This is a genomic window from Flavobacterium frigoris, assembly GCF_900111075.1.
In the GTDB taxonomy this organism is placed as follows: domain Bacteria; phylum Bacteroidota; class Bacteroidia; order Flavobacteriales; family Flavobacteriaceae; genus Flavobacterium; species Flavobacterium frigoris.
In genome coordinates, this window is the sequence record NZ_FOFZ01000016.1 from 42,653 (window position 1) to 63,351 (window position 20,699).

18 protein-coding genes and 1 pseudogene are annotated in these 20,699 nt (G+C 34.2%); 3 read left to right on the forward strand and 16 right to left on the reverse strand.

Annotation, left to right across the window (positions count from 1 at the left end):
• The first annotated feature begins 716 nt into the window (after positions 1-716).
• Entirely contained in the window at positions 717-1,643 is a 927-nt protein-coding gene (locus tag BMW63_RS15640) for a magnesium transporter CorA family protein (RefSeq protein WP_074724396.1), read from the forward strand.
• A 41-nt stretch (positions 1,644-1,684) separates the two neighbouring features.
• On the opposite strand, the gene rluF is transcribed toward BMW63_RS15640, so the two are convergent.
• The 4 genes from rluF to BMW63_RS15660 all read right to left on the reverse strand — a co-directional run bounded on the left by rluF (position 1,685) and on the right by BMW63_RS15660 (position 5,529).
• Positions 1,685-2,497: a 23S rRNA pseudouridine(2604) synthase RluF gene (gene rluF / locus BMW63_RS15645; RefSeq protein WP_074724397.1), complete on the reverse strand. Its 813-nt coding sequence runs from the start codon at positions 2,495-2,497 to the stop codon at positions 1,685-1,687.
• Positions 2,498-2,679: 182 nt separating this feature from the next.
• Positions 2,680-3,522, reverse strand: a complete 843-nt coding sequence (locus tag BMW63_RS15650) for an alpha/beta hydrolase (RefSeq protein ID WP_074724398.1) — start codon at positions 3,520-3,522, stop codon at positions 2,680-2,682.
• Positions 3,523-3,651: 129 nt separating this feature from the next.
• The gene (locus BMW63_RS15655) at positions 3,652-4,431 is read right to left on the reverse strand and encodes a zinc ribbon domain-containing protein (RefSeq protein WP_074724399.1); all 780 of its coding nucleotides are present in this window, start codon (positions 4,429-4,431) and stop codon (positions 3,652-3,654) included.
• A gap of 3 nt (positions 4,432-4,434) precedes the next feature.
• On the reverse strand, positions 4,435-5,529 hold the full coding sequence (locus BMW63_RS15660) for a Nif3-like dinuclear metal center hexameric protein (RefSeq protein WP_074724400.1): 1,095 nt from the start codon (positions 5,527-5,529) through the stop codon (positions 4,435-4,437).
• Positions 5,530-5,631: 102 nt separating this feature from the next.
• On the opposite strand from BMW63_RS15660, the gene lpxK reads away from it, so the two are divergent.
• Positions 5,632-6,669: a tetraacyldisaccharide 4'-kinase gene (gene lpxK / locus BMW63_RS15665; protein ID WP_074724401.1), complete on the forward strand. Its 1,038-nt coding sequence runs from the start codon at positions 5,632-5,634 to the stop codon at positions 6,667-6,669.
• On the forward strand, positions 6,629-7,441 hold the full coding sequence (locus tag BMW63_RS15670; RefSeq protein ID WP_074724402.1) for a purine-nucleoside phosphorylase: 813 nt from the start codon (positions 6,629-6,631) through the stop codon (positions 7,439-7,441). Before lpxK ends, BMW63_RS15670 begins: the two co-directional genes overlap by 41 nt.
• Here BMW63_RS15670 and BMW63_RS15675 read toward each other — a convergent pair.
• The 12 genes and pseudogenes from BMW63_RS15675 to BMW63_RS15730 form a co-directional block, all read right to left on the reverse strand.
• On the reverse strand, positions 7,413-9,614 hold the full coding sequence (locus tag BMW63_RS15675) for a tetratricopeptide repeat-containing hybrid sensor histidine kinase/response regulator (protein ID WP_074724403.1): 2,202 nt from the start codon (positions 9,612-9,614) through the stop codon (positions 7,413-7,415). The genes BMW63_RS15670 and BMW63_RS15675 overlap by 29 nt on opposite strands.
• Before the next feature lie 25 nt (positions 9,615-9,639).
• On the reverse strand, positions 9,640-10,641 hold the full coding sequence (gene gap, locus BMW63_RS15680) for a type I glyceraldehyde-3-phosphate dehydrogenase (protein WP_074724404.1): 1,002 nt from the start codon (positions 10,639-10,641) through the stop codon (positions 9,640-9,642).
• Positions 10,642-10,675: 34 nt separating this feature from the next.
• Positions 10,676-11,545, reverse strand: coding sequence for a lipoyl synthase (gene lipA, locus BMW63_RS15685; RefSeq protein WP_074724405.1), 870 nt, complete (start codon positions 11,543-11,545; stop codon positions 10,676-10,678).
• A gap of 334 nt (positions 11,546-11,879) precedes the next feature.
• Positions 11,880-12,707: an energy transducer TonB gene (locus BMW63_RS15690; protein WP_074724406.1), complete on the reverse strand. Its 828-nt coding sequence runs from the start codon at positions 12,705-12,707 to the stop codon at positions 11,880-11,882.
• A gap of 173 nt (positions 12,708-12,880) precedes the next feature.
• Complete coding sequence (locus tag BMW63_RS15695) at positions 12,881-13,432, reverse strand: RNA polymerase sigma factor (RefSeq protein WP_074724407.1); 552 nt, start codon at positions 13,430-13,432, stop codon at positions 12,881-12,883.
• On the reverse strand, positions 13,423-14,529 hold the full coding sequence (locus tag BMW63_RS15700; RefSeq protein ID WP_074724408.1) for a glycosyltransferase: 1,107 nt from the start codon (positions 14,527-14,529) through the stop codon (positions 13,423-13,425). The genes BMW63_RS15695 and BMW63_RS15700 overlap by 10 nt, the downstream gene beginning before the upstream one ends.
• An 86-nt stretch (positions 14,530-14,615) precedes the next feature.
• A pseudogene (locus BMW63_RS15705) lies at positions 14,616-15,230 on the reverse strand (FMN-binding negative transcriptional regulator).
• A gap of 90 nt (positions 15,231-15,320) precedes the next feature.
• A complete protein-coding gene (gene murB, locus BMW63_RS15710) occupies positions 15,321-16,334 on the reverse strand; it encodes a UDP-N-acetylmuramate dehydrogenase (protein ID WP_074724409.1) in 1,014 nt (337 codons plus the stop codon).
• Positions 16,335-16,381: 47 nt separating this feature from the next.
• Positions 16,382-18,229 (reverse strand): asparagine synthase (glutamine-hydrolyzing), encoded by a 1,848-nt coding sequence (asnB, locus tag BMW63_RS15715; protein ID WP_074724410.1) that lies wholly within the window; start codon positions 18,227-18,229, stop codon positions 16,382-16,384.
• Between the two features lie 2 nt (positions 18,230-18,231).
• A complete protein-coding gene (locus BMW63_RS15720; protein WP_074724411.1) occupies positions 18,232-19,299 on the reverse strand; it encodes a glycosyltransferase in 1,068 nt (355 codons plus the stop codon).
• Between the two features lie 9 nt (positions 19,300-19,308).
• A complete protein-coding gene (locus BMW63_RS15725) occupies positions 19,309-19,986 on the reverse strand; it encodes a DUF2461 domain-containing protein (RefSeq protein ID WP_074724412.1) in 678 nt (225 codons plus the stop codon).
• Between the two features lie 307 nt (positions 19,987-20,293).
• Positions 20,294-20,689 carry a rhodanese-like domain-containing protein gene (locus BMW63_RS15730; protein WP_074724413.1) on the reverse strand — a complete coding sequence of 132 codons (396 nt, stop codon included), beginning with the start codon at positions 20,687-20,689 and terminating at the stop codon, positions 20,294-20,296.
• Positions 20,690-20,699: the final 10 nt, after the last annotated feature.

Consider the following 20,699-nt stretch of genomic DNA (forward strand, 5'->3'; position numbering starts at 1 on the left):
AAGTTTAATTTTAACCTTTTTTATTTTATCTTTTCAATTTATTTGGTTAACTAGTATATAATTTTATGCAGCTTAGCGTTTTTGGAAAGCGATACGTTATTTGTTCGTAATTCCCCGATTCTTATTTTTATAAAACAGGGTATTCTTCGCAGGATAACAAGTCCTTCCTCTTTTTTTAAGTTATTAATACTATTTCAGCTTTTTTTCTAATTTAAGCGATTGACATTGTTTATGTCAATTAGAAATATAGTACGCTCCCTAATTATAAATAGGGTTCTATTCTTGCACAAACTACACCACTTAATTTGTCTCGCTGATAGCGACTCCAGATACGTCAGCAACTTTGCTGAGAAGCTTTCAGCATGCTAAATAGTACAAGTGATTGTTAACTAAAGCACATTAGACTACAAAATAAATTTAATTAGTATTATTTATAGTAGTAGCGTCGATGAAGCTAGTAGCAGAAAGATGTAATACGCTTTTAATAGTCCTTTTGGTAATTATTGCTAATTGTATTTAAGTTGAACTCTTGTTTTACTTTCAACTTAAATTTTTCTTAAAAAACATACAAATAGTTAGGGAGTATGAGATAAAGAATACTTTTGCAGCACTAAAAAATAGTACTTTATAATGGACGATTATTATTCGGAAATGTTGAACTAATTGTAGCGCTTGTGTTATTTCAAGAGGCTATGCTAAACCTATAGAATTTTGAAATGAGAGCTTTTTATAAAAACAATAACGGATTAATTGCAGTGCAAGAATGGTTTCCAAACTGCTGGATAAATATCGAATGTCCAACGGAAGCCGAAAAGAAATACTTACTCGAAGAGCTTCAAATCCCAGAAGCCTTTTACAATGACATTGAAGATATTGACGAAAGACCTCGTATCGAGGTAGAAAACGGATGGACATTAATCATCATGCGTATTCCTGTGAAGAGCAATGATGTGAAACTTCCATTTCATACAATTCCTGTTGGGATTGTGTTTAGAGAGGAGGTTTGTGTTACTGTTAGCTTTCATCAGACTGAGATGCTTACCGACTTTGTAACATATACACAGAGAAAGAGTATTGATATCAAAGATAATTTCGATTTGGTTTTAAGACTACTGTTATCTTCAAGTATTTGGTATTTAAAATATTTGAAACAAGTCAATCAAAAAATAAAACTAGCCGAAGACAATTTGGAGAAATCCATAAAAAATGAAGAATTACAGGCTTTGTTGCAAATAGAAAAATGTTTGGTTTTCTTCATGACCTCTTTAAAGGGAAATGATATTTTACTGCATCGAATTAAAAACATCAAATCACAACGTGTTAATTATGATCTTGACTTGCTAGAAGATGTAGAAATTGAATTGCGCCAAGCTCAGGAAACAACTAATATTTATAGTGATATCTTGACTGGAACGATGGATGCGTATGCTTCAGTTATTTCTAACAACATGAATAATATCATGAAACAGATGACCTCAATCTCCATTATCTTGATGATTCCTACGGTAATTGCCAGCTTCTACGGGATGAATGTTCCTAATGGTCTGCAAAGCAACCCAATGGGTTTATGGATACTTGTATTAGTCTCTATTATTCTCTCTATTTTTGGGGTATTCTTGTTTAAGAGAAAAAGATGGTTTTAAAAATAAAAAAACGGTGTAAATAATTTTACACCGTTTTTGTTTTAATAGTCACCTCTTCCTTTAAATCTAGGATCATCTCTTTTGATGAATTCCGTTCTTCTTTTAGGAGTTTCTGCTTTTGGTAAACTCGCTTCTTCTGTTTTACTAGAAGGTTCGATAAGTTCGTTTAGTTCTTTTATTTCGGCATCAGTTAAATCACGGTATCGCCCCATGGGGATATCAAGTGAAATATTGATGATTCGGATTCGTTTTAAGCCAATAACTTCATATCCTAAATACTCGCACATTCTACGGATTTGTCGATTTAAACCTTGTGTAAGAATAATTTTAAAGATATCATGACTGATTTGCTCTACTTTACAATTTCTGGTCACGGTATCCAGAATTGGAATTCCATTTCCCATTCTTTCAATAAAACGATCTGTAATGGGTTTGTTTACCGTTACCGTATATTCTTTTTCGTGATTGTTTCTAGCACGTAATATTTTATTGACAATATCACCATCGTTGGTCATGAATATTAATCCTTCACTGGCTTTGTCTAATCGACCAATTGGGAAAATACGTTTCGGGTAATTAATATAATCGATGATATTATTACGAACATCTAAGTTAGTTGTGCATTCAATTCCCACAGGTTTGTAGAAAGCCAAGTAGACTGGCTTCTCGTGTTTTTCACGGATCAGTTTACCGTCAATACGCACTTCATCATCCGGCGAAACTTTTGTCCCTAATTCCGGAACAACTCCGTTTAGGGTTACACGTCCTTCATCGATTAGTTTATCAGCTTCTCGACGGGAGCAATACCCAGTTTCTCCTATGAATTTATTAAGGCGTTTTAGATTATCTTCCATCTTGCAAAAGTAATCAATTTGATAATTAGATACTATTTAAAATTGATTTGAAAAGTATTGTTACACAAAGATGCTCAAAGTTAAAACGCAGAGATGCTCAAAGTTTTTTTAAAAAAATTATAAAATTCTTCGTGAAGCTTTGTGTATCCTTTGTGAATCTTTGCGAAATAGTTTATTTTAAATTATTCAAATAAAAACCGAGAAATTTTAGTGTATAATTCGTCACTGTGCATGCTGTGACCTAGGCCACTAGTTTCAATGAAAACAGAATCTTTCCAGGTACTTGCTATTTTTTTTCCTTCTTCAAATAAAACTACGGTGTCATCTTTGTCATGAGCAATAAACCCTTTTGTTTGTATATCGGCGGCAAATATTTTGCCAGAAAAATTTTCTAATTTTAGTTTAAAATGCTTGAGGTAATGTGCTTCTAAACCTCCTGAAATTATCGAATTTAAACTAAGCATTTCAATATAATTATTGAGTATGATTTTGAAATCACTTGGCGAACCTAATATGACTGTCTTTTCAATACTGTTATTGAGGTAGTTAGATTGATAGTACAAACAGGTTTTAGCACCTAACGAATGTCCGATGAGGTATTGCGGGTTGAATTTTTGAACTAGAACATCAATGAATTCGGCATACTGTGGAATATTGAATTCCTTGCCGCCCGAAAGACCGTGAGCAGGGGCGTCAATGGCAATAATGGTACTTCCTGACTTTCTTAAATAAGGTAATATATTTTCCCATCGTGAGGCATTACTTTCCCAGCCATGAGCTAAAAGAATAATAGTATCATTTCCTTTCCAAGTGTAGGTTTGAAAATGAGTTTTGTTGTGATAGTAGGTTTCTTTTTCTGCTTCTTGTAGTATTGCAGGAAGATTGTCTTTAGAGAGCTTGCCGTCTCGGGGTTCACTAAATAAAGTATACGCAAGTTGGGTGGCTTTTTCAGGCAATAGAAAACTTAGAACATTAATGTACAATCCGACAGATTTGGTAAAGAGGAAGTAGATTGTTTTTTTCACATGTAGATATTTATTGATTTTTATCGGTCATGTGTAATTCGCATACGATTATTGGTGTTTGCGAAGAAATTACGGTCATGCTCATTTCATAAAAAAAAAGTCCCGATATGAATCGGGACTTAAATAAATTTAAAATTTAGAAAATAATTTTTCCATTTTTTCTTTTTCTTCATCAGCTAGAACGCTGTCAACTAATATTCTTCCTGAATGTTCGTCGATTATGATTTTCTTTCTAGAAGCAATCTCAACCTGCGTTTGAGGTGGAATTGTAAAGAAAGACCCTGCAGATGCACCTCTTTCTATAGAAACAACAGCTAAGCCATTACGAACGCTTGTTCTGATTCTAGTATAAGCAGCAAGTAATCTAGCTTCAATTTGCTCTTGGTATTCAGCAGATTTTTCTGTTAAAAATTCCTCTTCCTTAGCAGTTTCAGACATAATTGCGTCTAATTCTGATTTTTTATGTTTCAAGTGATTTGATTTTATTTCTAATCTTTCTTTAGATTGAGAAATAACATCTTTCTTGTGCTCGATAGAAGCTTTCATTTCTTTCATTTGCTTTTCAGCTAATTGAATTTCAAGCTCTTGAAACTCAACTTCTTTTGTCAAAGAGTTGAATTCTCTATTGTTACGAACCGTTTCTTGTTGTTTCGTGTATTTTTTGATAGCCTCTTTGTGCTCGTCAATTGCATTCTTTTTTCCTTTGATAAGGTCTTCGATAACTTCGAGTTCGCTTTTCAATTTTTCAGAACGTGTGCTTAAACCTGCAACTTCATCTTCTAAATCTTCCACTTCTAGAGGAAGTTCCCCTCTTACGTTTCTGATTTCGTCAATCCTAGAGTCAATAAGTTGTAAATCGTAAATTGCTCTTAACTTGTCCTCAACACTTAATTCTTTCGTATTCGCCATATTCTATAAGTACTTAACTGGATTTGTATTTTCTTCTGATAAAATGATTGCAAAATTAAGGATTTTTTTCCGAAGATAATCAACAATATAATTTTTTGTATAGCGTTCGCTTTCAAAATGTCCAATATCAGCCAAAAGAAGCTGATTTTCGGCCTCATAAAACTGATGATACTTCAAATCAGCGGTTAAAAAAGCATCGGCTCCAGCCATAATTGCATTTTTTATAGCATAACTTCCTGATCCACCTAAGACGGCCACCTTTTTTATCTGTTTTCCTGTAAATGTGGAATACCGAATTCCTTCTGCCTGCATTTTTTCTTTCACAGCGGTTAAAAATTCTTTTTCATCCATTGGTGTATCAAACTCACCGATCATTCCCAAACCTATATTTTGATGGTTATTTTGTAATTCATAAATTTCATACGCCACTTCCTCGTAGGCATGATTACTAAATAGCGCTTTAAGTATTTTTGACTCTAAATATTTTTCGAATGTCACTTCGATCTTAATTTCAGCGGTTTCCACAAATTCAAATCGCTCTCCTAATTGTGGATTGCTATTTTCGTTACCCATATAAGTTCCAATGCCTTTGGAATTGAAACTACAATCTTCATAATTACCAATGTTTCCTGCTCCAGCGTCAAATAGCGCGTTGCGCACTTTTTCAACATTTTCAGGAATAGTGTAGGTAACTAATTTCCGAATGAAGTTTTGTTTGGGAAGCAAGACTTTGGTGTTTTTAAGTCCTAGTGCATCACAAAATATTTTATTAACTCCGTTTTGATGATTGTCTAAGGCCGTGTGAACAGCATAAATGCAAATGTCATTTTTTATGGCTTTTATTATAGCCCGTTCCACATAGTTTTTGCCAGTTATTTTCTTTAAACCTGAGAATAAAATAGGGTGGAAGCATACGACTAGATTGCATTTTTTTGTAATCGCTTCATCAATCACATTTTCCAGGGCATCATGACACACTAATACGCCTGAAGCTTCTGCATTTTGGTCACCAACGAGTAAGCCTACATTATCAAAATCTTCTGCATAAGCAAGCGGTGCCATTTCTTCGAGTACTAAAAGTATTTCTTTTATTTTCATGATATTGCATTATTTAGTGGCTTGATTTTTCGAAAAAAAATCTCAAGCTAACAAATACACTTTTGATTTCAATTCAAAGATAATTTATTATACTTTCGTATAATGATTTTACTGCGAAAAATACTCTTTCCGTTTGCTGTTTTATATGGTTTCATAACGGGTATTCGGAATTTTCTGTTTGATCATGGAATTTTAAAATCCTATTCTTTTGAAGTTCCAATTATAGCCGTTGGAAATCTCAGCGCTGGTGGTACCGGAAAAACACCTCAAATTGAATACTTAATTAGATTCCTAGGTGACAAATATAATGTCGCGACATTAAGTCGGGGATATAAGCGAAAGTCTAAAGGGTTTATTTTAGCAGATGCTACTTCTAATGCTGAAGTGCTGGGCGACGAACCGTTTCAATTCTATACAAAATTTAAGCATATTCAAGTGGCTGTTGATGCTGATCGTAAGAACGGGATTGAACAACTGCTTTCGCAAAAACAAAAGCCAGAGCTTATATTACTAGATGATGCCTACCAACACCGGAAAGTAAAAGCGGGTTTATATATTTTACTTACCTCCTATGGCGAATTGTATAGTGATGATTTTATACTTCCTACGGGAAATTTAAGAGAAAGTCGAAACGGGGCAAATAGAGCTACTATTATTATCGTTACAAAATGTCCTTCAAACCTTTCAGTAGCAGAACAAAATAGCATTAAAATCAGATTAAAAATCGCCAACAATCAAGAGCTGTACTTTACTAGTATTGAGTACGATGAATTTGTTTATTCTGATGAAGATCAAATAAAAGTAACGGATTTAGTAGGTCGAGATAAATTACTTTTGGCGGGTATTGCAAAACCAGCCTCTTTTTTTGCATATTTGCAGGCTGCAAATGATGTAACGATGGATTTTCCAGACCATCATCATTTTAGTGAAAAAGATATTTTAGACATTAAAAATAAATCAATAAACAAGATCATTATCACTACTGAAAAAGATTATGTTCGGTTGTTGGGAAGAATCCCCGCCGATCAACTTTTTTATTTACCGATAAAAAGTCAGTTTCTCAAAGGAGATGAACAGTTTAGAAAAAAAATCATGAATTATGTGGGAACAAGTACAAGAGACAGTAAGTTACATCAATAAAATAAATAATTTCAATCCTGAATACGGAATCATATTAGGTTCTGGATTAGGAAGTTTCACCGAGGATATCAAAATAGATTTTACGCTACCGTATAATGAAATACCTAATTTTCCTGTATCTACAGTTCAGGGCCATAAAGGGGCTTTAGTTTTTGGGACTATAGGTGATAAAAAGGTAGTGGCGATGCAAGGTCGTTTTCATTTCTATGAAGGTTATTCTATGAAAGAAGTTACTTTTCCAGTGCGTGTATTGAAGTATTTAGGAGTTAAAAAACTAATTGTTTCCAATGCATCAGGTGGAGTGAATCCTAATTATAAAATCGGAGAAATTGTCATTATTAAGGATCATATTAACTTTACACCAGAGCATCCGTTACGTGGTGCAAATGATGAGCGTTTTGGTCCGCGATTTGTTAATATGAGTGAGCCCTATTCGAGAAAAATGATTGTAAAAGCAAAAGAACTTGCTTTGCAATTAAATATAGAAGTGAAAGAAGGTATTTATTTAGGTTTGCAAGGACCGAGTTTTGAAACCTTAGCTGAATATAGAATGGTAAAAATTTTAGGAGCTGATTGCGTAGGAATGTCTACTGTGCCTGAAGTTATTGTTGCACGTCACATGGATTTAGAAACGTTTGGAATTTCAGTAATTACTGACATAGGAGACGAAGATAATATTGATGCAATCTCGCATGACGATGTATTGGAAGCAGCCCAGAGTGCAGAGCCTAGCGTGAGACGCCTTATTCGAGAGCTGATTTTGAAGTACTAGTATTCTTGAAATTTTGTGCAATAATGGAATAAAAATCTTCAGGAGCAAACGGTTTTGTAATTACATCATCCATTCCAAAGGATAGTAACATGTCTCGGTTTTCATTTAATGAAATAGCGGTTAATGCTATGATTGGAGTATGGCTGTCAAATTCTCTAATGCTTTGTGTAGCTATCGTCCCATTGATTCCGGGTAAATGAACATCCATTAGAACTAAGTCGTAGGTTTTATTTTTGACAGCTTCAATTGCATCTTCACCGTTGTCTAGTACTTCACAGGATATTCCTTTATTCTCGAGCATTTTAGTAGTGATCATTTGGTTGATTTTATTATCCTCAACCACAAGTATTCTTTTATCTTTTAAAATAGATTCGTTAAAAATATGGATTTTTTCCTCAATTGCCAGGTGATGGTCGTTTACTTTAAATTGTAATTCAAATGAAAATTTTGAGCCTTTCCCTATCGTACTTTCTAATTTTATTTGCCCCCCTAGAATGTTAATTAATTTTTTTACAATTGTGAGCCCTAAACCGGTTCCTCCATATTTTCGATTTATTTCGATGGATCCTTGCGAAAAACTTTCAAAAACGGTTTCTAGTTTATCGGCATGAATACCTATTCCTGTGTCGATTATTTCAAATGACAAAATTGCATTCTCATTTTGTAATGATAGTAACTTGGTGATTGTAGTCACATTTCCATTTTTAGTGAATTTTAAGGCGTTGTTCATTAAATTCATAAAAATTTGCGACAATTTTGTGGGGTCACCCATCAAATTATCGGGTATGTTTGAGTCAATTACCAATGTGAAATTATTGTTATTTTTTGTGGCTACTTCTATCAAAGAATTTTGAATGCCTTCTAATAAATGTTTGAGGTTGAAATTGATATTCTCCACTTCAACCTTGTTTGATTCTATTTTATTTATTTCTAGTATTTCATTGATGAAAGTGGTCAAATAATTTCCTGAAAATTTTAGAGAAGATAAATAATGTAGTTGTGATGTTTTAGGGTTTTCCTCTAGTAATAAATGGGTAATTCCATTAATGGCATTCAAAGGTGTTCTTAATTCATGACTCACGGTTGATAAAAAGTCAGCTCTTGCCTGCGATGCTTTTTCTGCTTTCTCTTTTGCTATGATTAACTCGTTATTTTTTTCTTGTAATAATAAATTTGATTTATTTCTAATGATGTTGTTTTTATATAGCGATAAACTCAATAGGGATAAAATTGAAATTAATGCAATGGCCAGGATATTAATAAGCTTAGAAAATTTACTATTTTTTTCTTTTTCAATATCTTGTAAATTAGATTTTTGTATTTTTTTTAATCGCTGGGCTTCCTTGAAATTTTCATATTCATCAATTCCAAGTTTTTCATTATTTGAAATCGCGAGGCTTTGTTTTAAATTTAAATGTTGCTGTAAAAAGGAGTACGCTGTGCTTTTATCTAAAATGCGATCATAAACGGAACTCAGCGCTAGCAAAATATTTGATTTCTGCGTTAGGTTCTTGTTTTTGGAATTTATGGCTAAGGCTTTGTTGTAATAGTTTAATGCTAAGTTATTTCTAGCGTTAATTTCTTCAATAAGTCCAATTTGGTATAATGCCTCTGCTTTTATATCCAAGGTAGTTGGACTGTCCGGTTTAGCAATTACCGAATTAAAACAGAATGAAGCTGCATTATAATTGCCGTTAGCTTTGTAAATAATACCTTTTTGAAGATTGATTAAATTATCATCAGTATCTATATTTAATTCTTTATAAATGGTCAATGCTTTAGTAAGAGCAGCTTCGGCAGCTTTGTAGTTCTTTGTGGCAACAAGGGAAAGGCTAAGGTAATAATAGCTATTGGCAGATTGAGCTGTATTATGTGGCAAGCTCTCGAATAAAGTGATGCTTTCGGTAAAATTTTCTGACGCATCGCTGTATTTATTGAGGTCATAATAAATTTTACCTAAATTATAAGTTTGGATAGCTTGGGCTTCAATTTTACCATTCTTGTCGCAATAAGTGATTGCTTTCTGGGTGAAACAAAGTGCGTTTTTGTATTTGTTTTCTCTGATGTTAGAATTTGCCTGATTGGTATAATAGGAAATACTGTCTGTACTCTCTTTTTTTTGAGAATAAAGAAATGAACTAATAAAAAACATATAAACCAAAAGGTATCTCATCTGTTATTTATTTTCTAAGCAGTTTTTATTTTACTGTCAATAGTATTAAATCTATTATTCTTGACGAATATCCTATTTCATTGTCATACCATCCCACTACTTTTACCATTTTATCAATCACAGATGTAAGTTGTGCATCAAATACACATGAATTGCTGTTTCCAATAATGTCTACTGAAACTATTGGATCTTCCGTATAATCTAAAATGCCTTTTAAATTATGTTGGGCAGCAAATTTAAATGCTTCATTGATTTCATCTATTGTAACGGCGCGCTTTACATTGAATGTAATATCCGTTAACGATCCATCAGGAACGGGTACCCGAATACCGCAACCCCCTATTTTGCCGTCTAATATAGGAAAAATTTTTGTTAATGCCTTAGCTGCTCCAGTTGTTGTAGGTACAATAGATTGGCTTGCCCCTCGTGCTCTGCGTAAATCTTTATGGGGTTGATCGTGCAGGCTTTGGTCTGTGGTATACGAGTGGATGGTAGTGATATAGGCTTGTTCGATGCCACATAGCTCGTCAATTACCTTCATCATGGGTGCAGCATTATTCGTCGTGCAGCTAGCATTAGAAATAATAGTTTCTGTACCGTCCAGGATATCATCGTTTACACCTATAACAACAGTTTTTATGCTGTCGACTTCAGAAGGAGCGGATAGGATTACTTTCTTGGCTCCTGCGATTATATGCGCATTTAGTTCTTCAAAAGTTTTATATTTTCCAGTAGCCTCGATCACATAATCGATATCTAAGCTTTTCCAATCTAAATTTGAAATTTGTTTCTCATGAAAAAATAAAAAATAGTCTTCTTCTACAAGAATTCCTTTTTCATCTGCGCTTACTTTGTAAGGTAAAACGCCATGAATGCTGTCGTATTTTAATAAATGAGCCATGGTTTTAGTATCGGCAAGGTCATTTATGGCAACAACTTCAATAGCAGGGTGGTTTAAAAGCAATCGAAATAGATTTCGACCAATTCTTCCAAAACCATTTATGGCAATTTTTGTTTTTTTATTCATTTTAAACTTTCATCTGTCCCTTCATAGGGTAGGCTTATAGAATATGCTTTTGTGCTTTGTAAGAGGAACGTACTAATGGGCCACTTTCTACATGACGGAATCCTAATTCTAATCCGTATTTTTCATAGATGGCAAATTGATCCGGTGTGATAAATTCTTTAACTGGTAAGTGTTTTTTGCTGGGCTGCAAGTATTGGCCTATTGTCACCACGTCTACATTAGCGTCACGAAGGTCTCTCATTGTCTGAAAGACTTCTTCTTCCTGTTCGCCAAGACCAAGCATAATCCCAGACTTTGTTCTCTTTATTCCTTTTTCTTTCAAGTATCTTAAAACTTCTAAGCTTCGGTCATATTTCGCTTGAATACGCACTTCACGAGTCAGTCTGCGTACTGTTTCCACATTATGGGAAACTACTTCAGGATTAGCGTCGATAATGCGGTCTATATTTCTTTCGATACCTTGAAAATCAGGGATCAAAGTCTCTAGAGTAGTCGTTGGGTTCATTCTACGAATGGCTTTTACAGTTTCTATCCAAATAATAGAACCTCCATCTTTCAAATCATCTCTGTCAACACTGGTAATTACAGCATGCTTGATATTCATGATTTTTATCGAACGTGCTACTTTTTCAGGCTCATCCCAATCTACCGTTTCTGGTCTACCGGTTTTTACACCACAGAAACCACATGAACGGGTACAGGTATTTCCTAAAATCATAAAAGTTGCAGTCCCTTCACCCCAGCATTCGCCCATGTTTGGACAGCTTCCTGATGCACAAATTGTATTCAAACTATATTTATCTACTAAGCCTCGAAGCTCAGTGTATTTTTGTCCTATCGGGAGTTTTACCTTCAACCATTTCGGTTTTTGAACAGGTAAAGTATTTTCTAAAACAGTTTCCATAAATTAATTATAAGACTGCAAATATAAGGAATGTTGATTTAAAATAGGGTGTTTCGAGTGTGAAGCTTGAGGATGGTTTTTATATTGCTTGTTTGTACCATTTTTGGAGCTATTCCCAGCTATTTATTGCAATCTTGCCTTTTAAAAAGGGTTTTTCTAAATCAAAATAAAGGAGCTTCTTTCAGGCGCTCTTTTTTTTGAAGAAAAACACCTTTTCAAAAGGCAAGGATTTTCATTGCTATCTGGGCTAGAATTAGAGAGACTTATTTGTGTTTTGTTCTAATTATGACATAAAAAAAAGCAGAACCTTTCGATTCTGCTTTTTTGTCTACTCTTACTTCGTCTGAACGATAATAGGAAGATTGTACGCGGTTCGTACTGCTTTTGATCCTATCAGACCGGGAGCCCATTTTGTTCTCAAAGATTTCAGCACTCGAATTGCTTCTGCTCCCAATCCATAACCAGGATCATTTTTTACTTGAATATCAGTCATGCTTCCGTCTTTTTCGACCACAAAAGAAACGTAAATTCTAATATTTCTCTCCCCGTTTATTTCAGGGGTTTCAAAACTTCTCCCTACGTAGGTGTAGAATTTAGCAATTCCCCCAGGAAACTCAGGAAGTTTGTCTAATACCGCACTGGTCACAACCGTATTCCCGTAATCAGCAATTGCAGGAATAGTATTCGCTGTTCCTGGCGATGCAACAGGATTAGTGCCAGTAATTGCAATTCCATCCTGACTATTACTTATGGGAGTTGTGTTTTCAATGTTTTTCGCAATAGCTACGGTCGCTAGGGAAGACTGTACAATTATCGGATTTTTAAACTGTTGTTTTTCAACGAGCACCGCAGGTTTTTGTTGGATTACCTTCGGGAGAGCGGGTTGTTCAATTTTTTTTACTTGATTGGGAAAAATTTTTGTTACCTGAATTATTTGATCAATAGTATCAGGAATAAGCTCAGGCAGCGCTTTTTCAGGACTTAATAGACCTACAATGGTTGGAATACTTACCAAGGAAGCACATAATAAGATACCCATAAAAAGTGCTGTAAAGGAAGTTTTGGCACTTTCCTGACGCAATTGATATGCCCCGTATTCTTTGTTTTTGTTTTCGAAAACTAGATTAATCCAGCTGGTTTCGTAAAGACTTAGTTTTGACATAATTAATTGGATTTAATGGTTAGGTATCAGTTAAATCATAAGCATGTGCTATTTTAAGTAGTAACGCAAATAACAAGAATTTTAGTATGTGGATTAGAGGTTATTTTTATGAAATAATAAGAAGAATAAAAAAGAATAGGGTAGGAGAGCTGTTTTGGCCAATTGAATGCTAATTATCGTTTATCACGAATAATTTCGGCCAATAATTTTTTTGCGCGAAGTAGCTTAATTTTCACGTTGCTTAACGGTTCGTCAATTTTATTGGCAATTTCCTGATAGCTCATTTCTTGGAAATAGCGCAATTGGATTACTTCTTGGTAATGAGGTTTCAGCTCTTTTATATATTGTAAGAGTTGAGAAAGATTTTGTTCTGTTATCAGTTCGTCTTCCTTAGAAGGTGTAGTGTCAGCAATATTATAGGCCTTTCTATCTTCTTGGTCTGTGATTTCAACAAAAAGACTGGATTTTTTTTTGCGTAGTAGATCGATATGAACGTTTTTGGCAATACTAATTAGCCAGGTGTTAAATTGAAATTCAGGATTATAAGTTGCAATTTTATCAAAAGCTTTTGAAAACGTTTCTATAGTGATATCCTCAGCATTGGTCTCGTTTTCGGTACGCTTTAACATGAAGCCATACACTTCATTCCAGTAATAATTCAATAGAAAGGTGAAGGCCGCTTGATCGCCTTGTTTTGCTTTTTCGATTTGATTATTTATTTCCAATGTACTGGTTTTGAGAAAGTATTCATTATAAAGATATTGATTTGTGTGAATATAAGAACTAATTCAACAATAGGAAACCAATATTTCAAATCATTTTCCTTTAATTTACCTGCTGAAAAACCAATTACAATCCAAGCAGACAAATATCTAACAACAATTAAACTCAATACTAAGATCCATTGATATTGAAAAGATAACAAGATAATAGGGAGTAAAATAAATAATAACTGGGAACAATAGAAAAGTCCTAATTGTAATTTATCTAATGTATTATAATGGTTTGCCGTAGCAACATGTCTTCTTTTTTGAGTAATCCAATCGCTATATTTGGTTTTCGGTTTAGAATACGTGAAACTTTCTGGAGTGTAAGCAATAGCAGTATTTCTAGCTGTTGCCGCTTCATTTATAAACAAATCATCATCACCAGATCTCACCTGAATGTGATTAATAAATCCATTTACATTAAAAAACTCTTCTTTTTTATAGGCAAGATTTCTTCCTACTCCCATGTAGGGTTTGCCAATTTTTGCCCAAGAGAAATACTGTATTGCAGTAAGTAAAGTCTCAAAACGAATTAATTTGTTGAGAAAAGAGTTGGCGATTTTTTCGTATCCTCCATATCCTAATACAATCGTTTTTTGCACAGTAAACGGGGAAATCATCGCACTAATCCAATCTTTTGAAGTGGGATAGCAATCTGCATCTGTAAACAATAAATACTCGTTTTTGGCGGCTTTTATTCCTAAGGTTAACGCATATTTTTTATTTCCCCAAAAGGCTTCGTTATTTTGAACTTTTACCAATCTAATATTTGGGTATTGTTTTTCAAAGTCTTCAAAAATATCCAAAGTACCATCACTTGAAGCGTCATCGATCAAGACAATTTCAAAATCGGGATAGTTTTGTTCAACAAGTAGCGGAATAAAATTCGCCACATTTTCCTCTTCGTTTTTGGCGCAAACAATAACAGATACTGAAAGGTGTTTGGGTGTTGTTGTTTGTGCTTTTGCAAAAGAAAATCTACCGAAAACGCCTAAATAATATAAAAGTTGAATAGCAACGACAACAATAAAAAAGTAAAGAATTATTATAAGCATCTGAGTTTTATGAGTTATTAAATCGAGCGCAAAGGTATGAATAGAATTGTGAATTGTAAATGATTAATTATTGAATTTTTAAAAAATTATCGAGGACATTTTTTCATCTCATTTGCGAGCGCAACTGATTGATTGTCTTTGGTTTTTTCTAATTCTGAGATGATATTTTCATGGTTTTTGTCATCTCGATTTTGAGACAACTTTTTTGTCGCTTGAATTTCCATAATTTCAATTTCAAAAGCGACAATTCCACGTGTTTGCATCATGGTTTTTTCGGATAATTCTTCCACTCGAACTGGATTTTAAGATGCTATTTCATATTTATCCACTAATTTTTTTAGTGATGCTATAACGGCTTCCCCTTCGATGATTTTAATTTTTCCATAGACATGTACTGCAATATAATTCCAAGTAGGTACATTTTCGTGATCGTACCATGAAGAAGAAATATAGGAATGTGGCCCAGAGAAAATGGCCAATATTTCATCGTTCTCAGAGAAAGCTTTCCATTGTGGATTTTCTCTCGAGAGATGTCCTTGCAAAATCAGATTTCCTTTTATGTTGGTGTCTAGTTCCAGCGGGATGTGGGTTGCCGTTAACCTGCCTTCCGTTTGATTGATAAGGATACCAAAACTATTTTCCCGTAGAAAAGCATGAATGTCTTCTTGATTTTCGTTTTTGTAAATATCAGGAATGAACATGTGATTTTTGAATTTAGATTAACGATTTTAGAATTTGGTCACTAAATCGAATTCCTCAGCATTGGAATTTGGAATTTTAGTATTGAAATTTTAGATTATATTCACTTCGGCTTCAATATGAATGCCAAAAGTAGTAAAGATCGTTTCTTGTATGTTTTTTGAAATAGTTAGGATTTCTTGTCCTGTAGCGTTTCCGTAGTTCACTAAAACCAGCGCTTGATTTTTATGGATTCCTGCTTCTCCAAATCGTTTTCCCTTAAAGCCAGCCTGTTCTATCAACCATCCTGCAGGTACTTTTACTTCGGTTTCTGAAACATCGTAGTATTTCATTTCAGGAAATTGTTGATGTATTTTTTCGAAATCAATTTTTAAAAGGATAGGATTCTTAAAAAAACTACCGCTGTTTCCCAGTTCTTTTGGGTCTGGTAATTTACTTTGTCGAATCGCTATAACAGCATTGCTTATTTCCTCTAAACTAGGATTAAGAATGTTGTTTTTGGCTAATTCATTTGTAATATCACCATAGGATGTATTGATATTATGGTTTCGTTTTGTTAATTTAAAAACCACTGTTGTAATTATGTATTGGTCTTTTACTTCGTTTTTAAAGATACTTTCGCGGTACCCAAAATGACACTCTTCTTTTGTGAATGTTTTTAAATCTAGATTTGCAACGGTTACCGCTTCGCAAGACACAAAAGTATCTTTGACCTCGGTTCCATATGCACCGATATTTTGTACTGGAGTAGTTCCTACATTACCCGGAATCAGCGACATGTTTTCTAGTCCGCCAAAATTTTGGCCAATAGTCCATAATACGAATTCGTGCCAGTTTTCACCGGCTTGGCTTTCGACCCAAACAAAATCTTCATTTTCACTAATAATTCTTTTCCCTTTTAGGTCAATATGGATTACTAAAGCGTCTATATCTTTGGTTAAAAGCATGTTGCTGCCACCACCAAGGATGAATTTATTCTCGGATCTGTTTTGCTCTAAAATAGCAGTCAATTCGGCGATAGTATGCACGGCTACAAATTGTTTTGCTTTGGCTTCAATGCCAAAAGTATTGTAGTATTTTAGAGAAAAATTAGTTTGTATTTCCATGAAAGAAAGTGCTTTTTATGAATTATTTCTGGGCTCAAAAGTAAGAATTAAAATTTATTTGCATAGCTTTTCATCCAGATATGCATCATAAATAAAGGCATAATGTAAGGAATCATTCTAATATCTCCTTTTTCTAAATTCTGGATAAGTTGTTTGATGTTTATATTTTCGAAATAAGGCATTCGAAAAAGATCACTTTTCGAAAAAGAGTGTAATTCGTCTTTGAAAGCGGGACTTTTTATTAAATAATTACCCCATGGAGCGCTTAATCCTACCTTTTTAAACTTTAGAATTTCTTCGGGGAGGCGGTCTTCCATTGCTTTTTTTAGAATAAATTTCCCTTTTTTTCCGGTAAACATCCATTTATCATCAAGAGATCCTAAACCAATTATTAATCTTTGGTCTAAAAAAGGTTCGCGGCATTCTATTGACGCACCCATGGTGACACGATCATTCCGGTCTAGGAGTGAGCGTAAATAGGTTTGCTGATCAAAATAAAGTGCTTGTCTTCTTAAGTTGTCCGGATACAATGATTTAGCCTCTTTATATATTTCTCTTCTATATTCATTTTTTGGTGTATCATGAATTCCGAAAGTTTTTGAAATATCTCCAGGATAAATATTGGAACCATTATAGAACATCAAATCAGATTTTTTACTGATTTGCGCGTATCGAATTAATTTTTCATACCGTGGATTTTTTTCAAAAAGATCCAAATTTCCCATTGTCCCAATTGATTTTAATAGCGCTGGGTATTGTAATGTTTTGTATCTAACATAACCACCCATCAATTCATCAGCACCTTCGCCAGACAGCAAGACTTTTACCAGAGGTTTTGCCAGTTTGGAGATAGCCAATAGATGTGGTTCGCTTAAATGCATTATGGGCTCATCTTGAAGATAAGTGGACTGTATTAGATTGTCATAGAGATCTTTACCCTCGAGTTGCATAGTGTGAAAGTCATAACCTAATTTTTCAGCCATCTTTTTAGCCAAGTACGATTCGTTATGTTCTTCCTCCTTGAAACCAATATTGAAGGTTTGTATGTTTTTATAATTTTGGTGGTTTAAAGAAGCGAGAATTGAGGAAGAGTCGAGGCCTCCACTAAGTAAAACGCCCGCAGGCACGTCACTTACCATTCTTAACTTTACTGAGTCATCAAAAGTTTCTCTAAACCATTCAACCGGATTTTTAATTTCAGGTTGGTTTTGTATTTCCTTTTTTAAATCCCACCATTTTTTAACAGTGATTTTTCCTCCTTCATGAATGGTCATACTATGTCCGGGAAGGACTTTGTTGACGTTTTGATATAAAGTATTTTGCCCAGCTACAAAGCGGTTAAAAATATATTCTTCTAGTCCGTCCTGCGCTATTTTAAGAGGAACTCCAGCTGTAAAAAGGGCTTTTTGTTCAGAGGCAAAATAGAAGGTTTCATTATAAAAAGAATAATATAAGGGTTTAACACCCATTCTATCGCGCACTAAAACAAGCTTCTTTTCTAATTTATCCCAAATGGCAAATGCAAACATTCCGTTGAGACGAGAAAGCATTTTTAAGCCATAGAGCTCATAAAGCTTCAGTAAGACTTCAGTGTCAGAGCTGGTATTGATATCAAATCCGTTACTTTTTAGTTCAGGATAAAAATCCTTGAAGTTGTAAATTGCACCATTGTACACCATTACATATCTTTCATTATCTGAAAGAAAGGGTTGATGACCAGCCGCTGAAACATCAAGAATTGAAAGTCTTCTATGGCCGAAACCAATATTGTTTTCAATAAAAACGCCGGAATCATCAGGACCGCGATGTTCTAGTGAATCGCGCATCTTTGCCAAGATTCGACTATCCACTTTTTTTTGTGATTGTATATGTAAGATTCCATTAATTCCACACATTGCTAATCTGTTTTAGTAGTGTTGATTAATTCGTGGTATTTGTTGGCAATTATTTTCATGTTAATTTTGTAATCGGCATTATCTTCGATAAATTTTCGGTTGCTCAAAGCAGATTCTTTTCTATAGGCATTGTTCTCAAAAGCCCACAGTATTTCTTCAGCAAGCATATTTGAATCATCTACGGTAATTAACTGTCCGTTTTTGCGATGGGTAATCCAACTTTGATTGCCGGGTATATTGGAAACAATAGGATAACAATTACAGGCCATTGCTTCAAATAATGATGCTGAGACGCCTTCGGTTGTTGGCATGCTGATATAGAAATTAGACTGCTGTAATAATTTCGGTAATTCCGTATTTTGAATTCTTCCTGTAAAAAAAACCTTCTTTTCAATGTTTAATTTTTTCGCTAGGTCTTTTAAGTTAGAAAGCTGTGTCCCGTCGCCTACCACAGTCAGGGCGAAGTCTATTCCTTTTTTGTTTAAAAGGCCAAAAGATCTTAAAATAACATCATGGCGGTATTCAGGGAATAGAGAACGGGTTACAATCGCACTGATTTTTTTAGGATTTGCAGTGTTTTTATTATCAAATTTCACTAAGTCAATCCCTTTGGGTAGCACTAATACTTTGTTTATATCTACATTGGCTTTAGCCATAGAAATAGTCATGACCGGCCCCCAAGCATGAATTAGAGTTGCTTTTTTGAAGGCGTAATTTTGAATTATTATTTTGAGCGGCAATAAAATAGAATCTTTTGGCCATAAATCAGTTATGCCTTGTTGTGCGATAACTACTGGTTTTATTCCAGATAAAGCAGCAAGAAAGCCGTAGCTCGTTGTTCTTTCGGCAATAACCATGTCTGGTTGCTGCAGCTTTATGATCTTGTTAATTTTAAACCAGGCAAAATTAAATTCGCAAAGCCGTTTTGTTCTGTTGAAAAAAGTATCACTTGGTGTTTTTAACTCCCAACTGATTATTTCAAAATCGCCAAATTCCTTTAGCCCATTGGTCCAAGTTAGAGCATCAGCTCTATAGGATTCACCAAGAAAAAGTATTTTTCTTTTTTTCATCGAAACAAATTAAAATTCGTCAGAGGTCAATGCACGATTAATAAACTCATTCAAAGGTTTTAAAAGGATGAGTTTTTTACTCATTTTCGAAACAAAATCTTTTTGCAAGATTTCTGAAATATCAAATTGCACACTGGTTTCAAAACTTTTTAGTTTTAATAGTTCGATTGCGGGGTGTTCTTTGTCATATCCTCGAGGAGGGTTTTTGAGGGTGCTTTTTTCATTTCGATCAAAATCACCAAACTCCTTTTTGAAGTTTTTTTCGTTCAGAATTACTTCTAAATCATCATGGAAATAGGCAATTTCTTTGCGCACCTTTTTCAAATCATCTGGCATGGGCGCATAGAATCCGCCAGCGATAAAACTGGCTCCTTTTTCGATATGTACATAATAACCAGCACGATTTTGTCCCTTAGTTCCAGATGAAAGCCAAACTCCTAGGTGTGATTTGTAGGGTGATTTATCTTTAGAAAAACGAATGTCTCGATTGATTCTGAAAGTGCAGTTTTTCACTTCAAGTAGTTCTAATGTAGGATCCAATGGTTTCATGATGTCAAGAAAATCAGCAACCAATTGATGGTAGTCTTTTTTGAAAATCTCGTATCTTTTTTTATTATCTAAAAACCAATCCCTATTGTTATTTGCTTTTAAATCTTCGAGGAATTGTAGTGAATCTTTTGAAAGCATACGATAGTTATTATACTGGGGTTGTTAAATCTACTTTGTTTATTAAATTGGGACCTTTTCATTTCACTTCTTTGTCTTTGTTACAATAGAGGTGCAGGAAGTTTGTCAATGTTATTTTCTGATGGCTAGGTTTTTTTATCCGGAATTCATGCGAATAATCACAACATTATCAGTTAATTATGGTTGCATCTTTGTGGGGTAAGGATCCGTTTTTTACATCGAATACACCATTCTGCGTTGAAACAATTAATACTTGTTTATTTGTATTTAGTGATTCATCATATTCCGGGCTTCCTCTACCAATAGTTTAGTCTGTTGATTTGTTAAGACCTTCAGCGCTCCATTTCATAAAGCCACCTTCTAGTTCATATATATTTTTGAAACCTAATTCCTGAAGCTTTTCAGTTGCTTTTTTACTTCTGCCTCCACTTTTGCAATAAACAAAAACCGGTTTTGTCTTGTCAAATTTTCCTGCCTCCACAACAAAACGGTGTCCAAGCCAGTTTACATTTGCAGCATTGTCAATATGCCCTTCTGTAAATTCCTCAGGGGTACGTACATCCAAGATTTGCGGGTTTTGGGTTGTGTTTATTTTTTCAGCAAAATCTTTTGCTTCAATCGTTTGTATGTTTTTGGAGGTTTGTCCGGTACACGATACTATCGCTAATGACACCAATAAGAAGAATATTGAACGAAATTTCATTAGAATTTAT

Bases quoted from the DNA above. Each gene is read 5' to 3' on its own strand.
- BMW63_RS15720 (WP_074724411.1), bottom strand. From the start codon at position 19,299: ATGAAAAAAAGAAAAATACTTTTTCTTGGTGAATCCTATAGAGCTGAT.
- asnB (WP_074724410.1), bottom strand. From the start codon at position 18,229: ATGTGTGGAATTAATGGAATCTTACATATACAATCACAAAAAAAAGTG.
- BMW63_RS15670 (WP_074724402.1), top strand. From the start codon at position 6,629: ATGTGGGAACAAGTACAAGAGACAGTAAGTTACATCAATAAAATAAAT.
- BMW63_RS15690 (WP_074724406.1), bottom strand. From the start codon at position 12,707: ATGTCAAAACTAAGTCTTTACGAAACCAGCTGGATTAATCTAGTTTTC.
- lipA (WP_074724405.1), bottom strand. From the start codon at position 11,545: ATGGAAACTGTTTTAGAAAATACTTTACCTGTTCAAAAACCGAAATGG.
- BMW63_RS15660 (WP_074724400.1), bottom strand. From the start codon at position 5,529: ATGAAAATAAAAGAAATACTTTTAGTACTCGAAGAAATGGCACCGCTT.
- murB (WP_074724409.1), bottom strand. From the start codon at position 16,334: ATGGAAATACAAACTAATTTTTCTCTAAAATACTACAATACTTTTGGC.
- BMW63_RS15655 (WP_074724399.1), bottom strand. From the start codon at position 4,431: ATGGCGAATACGAAAGAATTAAGTGTTGAGGACAAGTTAAGAGCAATT.
- BMW63_RS15700 (WP_074724408.1), bottom strand. From the start codon at position 14,529: ATGCTTATAATAATTCTTTACTTTTTTATTGTTGTCGTTGCTATTCAA.
- rluF (WP_074724397.1), bottom strand. From the start codon at position 2,497: ATGGAAGATAATCTAAAACGCCTTAATAAATTCATAGGAGAAACTGGG.
- BMW63_RS15675 (WP_074724403.1), bottom strand. From the start codon at position 9,614: ATGAGATACCTTTTGGTTTATATGTTTTTTATTAGTTCATTTCTTTAT.
- BMW63_RS15725 (WP_074724412.1), bottom strand. From the start codon at position 19,986: ATGCTTTCAAAAGATTCACTACAATTCCTCGAAGATTTAAAAGCAAAT.
- lpxK (WP_074724401.1), top strand. From the start codon at position 5,632: ATGATTTTACTGCGAAAAATACTCTTTCCGTTTGCTGTTTTATATGGT.
- BMW63_RS15640 (WP_074724396.1), top strand. From the start codon at position 717: ATGAGAGCTTTTTATAAAAACAATAACGGATTAATTGCAGTGCAAGAA.
- BMW63_RS15730 (WP_074724413.1), bottom strand. From the start codon at position 20,689: ATGAAATTTCGTTCAATATTCTTCTTATTGGTGTCATTAGCGATAGTA.
- gap (WP_074724404.1), bottom strand. From the start codon at position 10,641: ATGAATAAAAAAACAAAAATTGCCATAAATGGTTTTGGAAGAATTGGT.